General features: G+C 62.5%; 5 protein-coding genes and 1 pseudogene. All 6 read left to right on the forward strand.

All coding sequences use genetic code 11. From position 1 onward, the window contains the following. Positions 1-397: pseudogene (locus tag EOB49_RS38045) on the forward strand (ABC transporter ATP-binding protein); the annotation flags it as partial. Beyond that, positions 397-1,125, forward strand: a complete 729-nt coding sequence (locus tag EOB49_RS28360; RefSeq protein ID WP_127296224.1) for an ABC transporter ATP-binding protein — start codon at positions 397-399, stop codon at positions 1,123-1,125. The pseudogene EOB49_RS38045 and the gene EOB49_RS28360, both read left to right, overlap by 1 nt. A gap of 111 nt (positions 1,126-1,236) precedes the next feature. Beyond that, a complete protein-coding gene (locus tag EOB49_RS28365; protein ID WP_023811804.1) occupies positions 1,237-1,584 on the forward strand; it encodes a DUF6867 family protein in 348 nt (115 codons plus the stop codon). A 137-nt stretch (positions 1,585-1,721) separates the two neighbouring features. Further along, positions 1,722-2,840: a branched-chain amino acid ABC transporter substrate-binding protein gene (locus EOB49_RS28370; protein WP_127382923.1), complete on the forward strand. Its 1,119-nt coding sequence runs from the start codon at positions 1,722-1,724 to the stop codon at positions 2,838-2,840. Positions 2,841-3,128: 288 nt separating this feature from the next. Then, a complete protein-coding gene (pyc, locus tag EOB49_RS28375) occupies positions 3,129-6,587 on the forward strand; it encodes a pyruvate carboxylase (protein WP_127382924.1) in 3,459 nt (1,152 codons plus the stop codon). A gap of 158 nt (positions 6,588-6,745) precedes the next feature. Then, a partial coding sequence (locus EOB49_RS28380) for a DUF2312 domain-containing protein (RefSeq protein ID WP_013529099.1) occupies positions 6,746-7,005 on the forward strand: 260 nt, incomplete at its 3' end.

The following is a 7,005-nucleotide window of genomic DNA, read 5'->3' on the forward strand; positions in this document are numbered from 1 at the left end:
CCATGTCGTGGTGCTGGAGTACGGCCGCAAGATCTCCGACGGCAGTCCGCAATCGGTGCGCACGGATCCGCGCGTCATCGCCGCCTATCTCGGCGTCGACGACGAGGAAGTCGAGGCGGTTCTTACCGAAGTCGGCGACGAAGATGTGATCGAACAGCTCGATACCGGGCCGGATTACGCACATGGTCCGGGGACATCGTCGTCCTATCTCGCCGGGCCGGTGACCGACACGGTGGGCCACAGTTCAGGTGAGCGGGTTACGGTCGCCAAGGGCGCATCAAAGGCGGGTCAAGTCGACGCAAGAGCCAATGCCGCGCCCAGAAAGCCGTCCGAGCGGGTGAGGGCCAAGCCGGCCGCGAAACCTCCCACAGCCAAGCCGCGCGGAGGGCGTAAATGATGGCCGCGACAACGCTGCTCGATATCAAGGGCGTGCAGACCTATTACGGCAACATCCGGGCGCTGAACGGCGTCGATGTCACTGTGAAGGAAGGTGAGATCGTGGCGCTGATCGGTGCCAACGGCGCCGGCAAGTCGACGCTGATGATGACTATTTTCGGCGCGCCGCGCGCTCGCGCCGGCACCATCACCTTTGCCGGCACCGACATCACCCAGATGCCGACGCACGAGATCGCGCGCATGCGCATTGCCCAGTCGCCCGAGGGCCGGCGGATCTTTCCGCGCATGACGGTGATGGAAAACCTGCAGATGGGCGCCAGCCTCGACAACCTCAAGCACTATGACGAGGACGTCGAGAAGGTGTTCACGCTGTTCCCGCGGTTGAAAGAGCGCATCACCCAGCGCGGCGGCACGCTGTCGGGCGGTGAGCAGCAGATGCTGTCGATCGGACGCGCGCTGATGGCACGGCCGAAGCTGCTTTTGCTCGACGAGCCGTCGCTGGGTCTCGCGCCACTGATCGTCAAGCAGATCTTCGACGCCATCCGCGAACTGAACCGCACCCAGGGGCTGACCGTGTTCCTGGTCGAGCAGAACGCCTTCGGCGCGCTCAAGCTCGCCACGCGCGGCTACGTCATGGTCAACGGCAATGTGACGATGAGCGGCACCGGCAAGGAGCTGCTCGCCAATCCGGAAGTGCGCGCCGCCTATCTCGAAGGCGGACACCACTGAGTTCGGAGCGGAATGCGTGCATCCGCCATTCCGCTCCAAATTGTTTGTTTGTCGCATGATCTTTGTCCGGAAAGTCCGCAACTTTTCGGGTCATGCTAAGGAGACTTCACCATGCAGGGCATTCTTTACGAGGAACCCTCGATCTGGCAGTTCTTCTTCGTCACCTGTCTGCTCGGCGGCTGGGCGGCGTGGATGACGGGCAAGGCCAGTGCTCAGACGTGGCGCAGCTTCATCCAGCTGTTCGCCTATATGCTGGGCCTCGGCATCGCGATCCGCTTCATCCATCACGCGCTGTTCGGCGGCACCATGTTCTCGCTGCATTATTATGTCGTCGACACCATCGTGCTGATGATCCTCGGCTTCGTCGGCTACCAATACACGCGCACCAACCAGATGGTGACACAGTATAATTGGCTCTACGAAAGAGCTTCACTCTTGAGCTGGAAACCGAAAGGTTGACGTTCATCATTAACGCCGCCTCGGAATTGAATCGGCGTGACAAGTGCCTGAAAATCGGCAAACTATGCTTTCTGCGATAAGGGTGGGCATCGCATGAAAGCTTCATCCACGCCCACTCCGTAAATGGGAGCGTTTAAATGAAAAAGTCACTTTTGTCCGCCGTAGCCCTGACCGCGCTTGTCGCGTTCGGCGGCAACGCGTGGGCCGATGTAATGTTCGGCGTTGCCGGCCCGATCACCGGTCCGAATGCCGCCTTCGGCGCACAGCTTCAGAAGGGTGCGGAAGCGGCTGTCGCCGACATCAATGCCAAGGGCGGCATCAACGGCGAGCAGATCAAGCTCGAAGTCGGCGACGATGTCTCCGATCCGAAGCAGGGCATCTCGGTTGCCAACAAGTTCGTCGGCGACGGCGTCAAGTTCGTGGTCGGCCACTTCAACTCGGGCGTCTCGATCCCGGCGTCGGAAGTCTATGCGGAAAACAACATCGTCGAGATCACCCCGGCTGCCACCAACCCGCAGCTCACTGAGCGCGGCTTGTGGAACGTGTTCCGCACCTGCGGGCGCGATGACCAGCAGGGTAGCATCGCCGGCGCTTATCTCGCCGCAAACTTCAAGGACGCCAAGATCGCCGTCGTGCACGACAAGACCACCTACGGCCAGGGCCTTGCCGACGAAACCAAGAAGGCGATGAACGCCGCCGGCGTGACGGAAGTCATGTACGAAGGCATCAATGTCGGCGACAAGGACTTCTCGGCGCTGATCGCCAAGATGAAGGAAGCCGGCGTTTCCATCATCTATTGGGGCGGCCTGCATACCGAAGCCGGCCTGATCATCCGCCAGGCGGCCGACCAGGGCCTCAAGGCGACGCTGATTTCCGGCGACGGCATCGTGTCGAACGAGCTGGCTTCGATCGCGGGCGACGCGGTTGCGGGGACGCTCAACACGTTCGGCCCGGATCCGCGCCTGATCCCTGCCAACAAGGAACTCGTCGAGAAGTTCCGTGCGCAGGGTTTCGAGCCGGAAGCCTATACGCTCTACGCCTACGCTGCCGTGCAGGCGCTTGCCGAAGCAGCGACCGTTGCCAAGTCGAACGACCCGCAGGCAGTTGCCAAGGCGCTGCATGAAAACGGCCCGTTCAAGACCGTGCTCGGCGACCTGTCCTATGACGCCAAGGGCGACCCGACGCTGCCCGGCTACGTCATGTACGAATGGAAGAAGGGCGACGACGGCAAGTACACCTACATCCAGAAGATGTAAGCGTCAGTCTCCAGACCGTTCACGGATGCCCGGCGCCTCGCGCCGGGCATTTTCTTTTGCCATCACGTTCAGGGGGCGGCCGACAGAGCCGGGTCCTTAGCCGGTGAATGATCGTGCGCTAGCTGCAAAGCCGGCGCTTTTCTTGCTGTTCGGATGAATGCGAAGGGCTTCTGGCGCAATGATTCCATTTCAATCGGTTTAAGCGCACGTCAATTTCGTTTGCACTGCAGCATTTTCACGCTAATCATTGCGCCGATTTCTCTTCCTTCCGTTGCTGGAGCCCAGTCCTTGGCCATCACGAAGATCCTCGTCGCCAACCGGTCCGAAATCGCCATTCGCGTTTTTCGCGCGGCCAACGAACTCGGCCTCAAAACCGTGGCGATCTGGGCCGAGGAAGACAAATACTCCCTGCATCGCTTCAAGGCCGACGAGAGCTACCAGGTTGGACGCGGGCCGCATCTGACCCGGGACATGGGGCCGATCGAAAGCTATCTGTCGATCGAGGAGGTGATCCGCGTCGCCAGGCTGTCGGGTGCCGATGCCATTCATCCCGGCTATGGCCTCTTGTCGGAAAGTCCCGAATTCGCCGATGCCTGTGCCGAGGCCGGCATCACCTTCATCGGCCCGAAGCCGGACACAATGCGGCGACTCGGCAACAAGGTCGCGGCGCGCAATCTCGCCATCGAGGTCGGGGTGCCGGTGATCCCCGCCACCGATCCGTTGCCGGATGACATGGAGGCGGTCAAGAAACTGGCCAAGGAAATCGGCTATCCGGTGATGCTGAAGGCGTCATGGGGCGGCGGCGGCCGCGGCATGCGCGCCATCCGCGCCGAAGCCGACCTTGCCCGTGAAGTCACCGAAGGCAAGCGCGAGGCGAAAGCCGCCTTCGGCAAGGACGAGGTCTATCTTGAAAAGCTGATCGAACGTGCTCGCCACGTCGAGGTGCAGGTGCTGGGCGACACCCATGGCAATGCCGTGCACCTGTTCGAGCGCGACTGTTCGATCCAGCGCCGCAACCAGAAGGTCGTCGAGCGGGCGCCGGCGCCCTATCTCGAAATGTCGCAGCGCGAGGAGCTTTGCGGCCATGCGCTGAAGATCGCCCGCGAGACCAGTTACATCGGCGCCGGCACGGTCGAGTTCCTGCAGGATGCCGACACCGGCAAATTCTATTTCATCGAGGTCAATCCGCGCATCCAGGTCGAGCACACCGTCACCGAGCAGGTGACCGGCATCGATATCGTCAAGGCGCAGATCCACATCCTTGACGGCTTTGCCATCGGCACACCGGAATCAGGCGTGCCGGCGCAGAAGGACATAAGGCTGAACGGCCACGCGCTGCAGTGCCGCATCACCACCGAAGATCCCGAGCACAATTTCATCCCCGATTACGGCCGCATCACCGCCTATCGCGGCGCAACAGGCTTCGGCATCCGCCTCGATGGCGGCACTGCCTATTCGGGCGCTGTCATCACCCGCTTCTACGATCCGCTGCTGGAGAAGGTGACGGCGTGGGCGCCGACGCCGGCCGAGACCATCGCCCGCATGAACCGGGCGCTGCGCGAGTTCCGCATCCGCGGCGTCGCCACCAATTTGACCTTCCTCGAAGCGATCATCAACCATCCGAGCTTCGCCGACAATTCCTACACGACCAAGTTCATCGACACGACGCCGGAACTGTTCCAGCAGGTCAAGCGCCAGGACCGCGCCACCAAGCTCATCAACTATCTCGCCGACGTCAGCGTCAACGGCCATCCCGAGACGCGCGGCCGGCCGCAGCCGAAGGCCGATGCGGCCGCACCCGTGGTGCCTTACCTCAACGGCAATGTGCCCGGCGGCAGCAAGCAGAAGCTGGATGTGCTCGGGCCGGAGAAGTTCGCCGCCTGGATGCGCGATCAGAGGCAAGTGCTGGTCACCGACACGACGATGCGCGATGGCCACCAGTCGTTGCTCGCCACCCGTGTGCGAACGCATGACATTGCCGGCATCGCCGGTACCTATGCGCGCGCCTTGCCGCAGCTTCTATCGCTGGAATGCTGGGGTGGCGCCACCTTCGACGTCGCCATGCGCTTCCTCACCGAGGATCCGTGGGAGCGGCTGTCGCTGGTGCGCGAGGCGGCGCCCAATCTGCTGTTGCAGATGCTGCTGCGCGGCGCCAATGGCGTCGGCTACACCAACTATCCCGACAATGTCGTGCAGCATTTCGTCAAGCAGGCAGCAAGCGGTGGCATCGACCTGTTCCGGGTCTTCGATTGCCTGAACTGGGTCGACAACATGCGCGTCGCCATGGATGCGGTCGGCGCCGAGGGTAAGCTGATCGAAGCGGCGATCTGCTATACCGGCGACATCCTCGATCCGGCGCGGGCGAAATACGACCTAAAATACTATGTCGGCCTGGCCAGGGAATTGCAGGCGGCCGGCGCCCACATCATTGCCGTCAAGGACATGGCCGGACTGTTGAAGCCGGCGGCGGCACGCGTGCTGTTCAAGGAGCTGCGCGAGGCGACCGACCTGCCGATCCATTTCCACACCCACGACACGTCGGGCCTGTCGGCGGCGACGGTGCTGGCGGCGGTGGAAAGCGGCGTCGACGCCATAGACGCGGCGATGGATGCTTTCTCCGGCAACACCTCGCAGCCATGCCTTGGCTCGCTCGTCGAGGCGCTGAAGGGCACCGAACGCGACCCCGGTCTCGACCCGCAATGGATCAGGAAAATCTCGTTCTACTGGGAAGCGGTGCGCAACCAGTACGCCGCCTTTGAAAGCGACCTCAAGGGGCCGGCCTCGGAAGTCTATCTGCACGAGATGCCGGGCGGGCAGTTCACCAATCTGAAGGAACAGGCGCGCTCGCTCGGACTGGAGACGCGCTGGCACGAGGTGGCGCAGACCTATCACGACGTCAATCTGATGTTCGGCGACATCGTCAAGGTGACGCCGTCGTCCAAGGTCGTCGGCGACATGGCATTGATGATGGTCAGCCAGGACCTGACCGTTGCCGACGTCGAAAACCCGGACAAGGATATCGCCTTTCCGGACTCGGTCGTCTCGATGCTGCGCGGCGATCTTGGCCAGTCGCCAGGCGGGTGGCCGACGGCGCTGCAGAGGAAGGCGCTGAAGGGCGACAAGCCGATCACGGTGCGGCCCGGTTCGCTGCTCAAGCCAGCCGACCTCAAGGCCAACCGCAAGGAAATCGAGGAAAAGCTCGAGCGCAAGCTGTCGGAGTTCGAATTCGCCTCGTGGCTGATGTATCCGAAGGTGTTCACGGATTTCGCCGGCGCGCAGGAAACCTATGGACCGGTCAGCGTCCTGCCGACGCCGACCTATTTCTACGGCATGAAGCCGGAAGACGAGATCTTCGTCGACATCGAGAAGGGCAAGACGCTGGTGGTGCGCTGCCTGGCCATCGGCGATGTCGACGAGAAGGGCATGGTCACCGTGTTCTTCGAGCTCAACGGCCAGCCGCGTCGTGTCAAGGTGCCCGACCGGGCGCATGGCGCGTCCGCCGCCAAAGCCCGCCGCAAGGCCGAACCCGGCAACGAGGCGCATGTCGGCGCACCGATGCCGGGCGTCGTCTCGGCGCTTTCGGTGGCTGCCGGCCAGGCTGTGAAGGCCGGTGACGTGCTGCTTTCCATCGAAGCGATGAAGATGGAGACGGCGCTGCATGCCGAGCGCGACGGCACGGTCGCCGAGGTGCTGGTCAAGGCCGGCGACCAGATCGATGCGAAGGATCTGCTGATCGCTTTCAGCTAATTGATACCTTCCTGGGGATGGCTGTCCGCATCGTGGCGGCAGCGTTAGTCGATCATCGATAACAGCTTGACCCGCCGCCGCCGGTCGGGCATCGAGCCCGCTCAATTCGCCGCTGCATGCATCCCGAGTCGCGGCGCAGAAACGATGTGGAGAAAAATATGGCCGACGATATCACCGATACCAGCCAGACTGTTGCCGCCGGCCAGCTGCGTGCCTTCATCGAGCGCATAGAGCGGCTCGAGGAGGAGAAGAAAACCATTTCCGACGATATCAAGGAAGTGTTCGCCGAGGCCAAGGGCACCGGCTTCGACACCAAGGCGATGCGCACGATCATCCGGCTGCGCAAGAAGGACCAGGCCGAGCGTCAGGAAGAGGAAACCATCCTCGATCTGTACAAGGCCGCACTCGGCATGGTGTA

The organism is Mesorhizobium sp. M7A.F.Ca.MR.148.00.0.0 (assembly GCF_003997735.1).
GTDB lineage: Bacteria > Pseudomonadota > Alphaproteobacteria > Rhizobiales > Rhizobiaceae > Mesorhizobium.

What these genes read in the sequence shown, in the direction of transcription:
- EOB49_RS28360 (WP_127296224.1), top strand. Translation starts at nt 397, where the DNA reads ATGGCCGCGACAACGCTGCTCGATATCAAGGGCGTGCAGACCTATTAC.
- EOB49_RS28370 (WP_127382923.1), top strand. Translation starts at nt 1,722, where the DNA reads ATGAAAAAGTCACTTTTGTCCGCCGTAGCCCTGACCGCGCTTGTCGCG.
- EOB49_RS28365 (WP_023811804.1), top strand. Translation starts at nt 1,237, where the DNA reads ATGCAGGGCATTCTTTACGAGGAACCCTCGATCTGGCAGTTCTTCTTC.